Source organism: Aquilutibacter rugosus, from assembly GCF_036541335.1.
Lineage (GTDB): Bacteria > Pseudomonadota > Gammaproteobacteria > Xanthomonadales > Xanthomonadaceae > Aquilutibacter > Aquilutibacter rugosus.
In genome coordinates this window covers 1-275 of the sequence record NZ_JAZHBO010000007.1, presented here as the reverse complement: position 1 = coordinate 275, position 275 = coordinate 1, and the positions used below count along the sequence as shown (strand labels likewise).

Here is a 275-nt window from a genome sequence, read left to right as displayed (position 1 = left end):
TGGCGGTGTTATCCACCTTGCCGGCATCGACTTCGGTTTGCGTGATGGTGTGCGTACCGGTGCAAGTGGTCGACACACCCGGGGCCAAGGTGGTTGCAGCGCAGGTGGCGGCGGCATCCAGTTGCGTGTCCGAGATCGCCACACCAGACAACGTCACGTTGCCGCTATTGGTGACGGTGAATGTGTACAGGATCGTCGAGCCGGCGGTCGCACCGGTCGGCGTACCCGCTGCCTTGTCCACGGTGACGGCCGGCGCGGCGGCCAACGGTGTCGAG

1 protein-coding gene is annotated in these 275 nt (G+C 65.5%); it reads right to left on the bottom strand.

Going from position 1 to position 275, the window contains the following annotated elements:
• Positions 1–275 (bottom strand): DUF7507 domain-containing protein (locus tag V3390_RS10185; protein ID WP_331704362.1); only part of this gene is annotated, 275 nt, incomplete at both ends.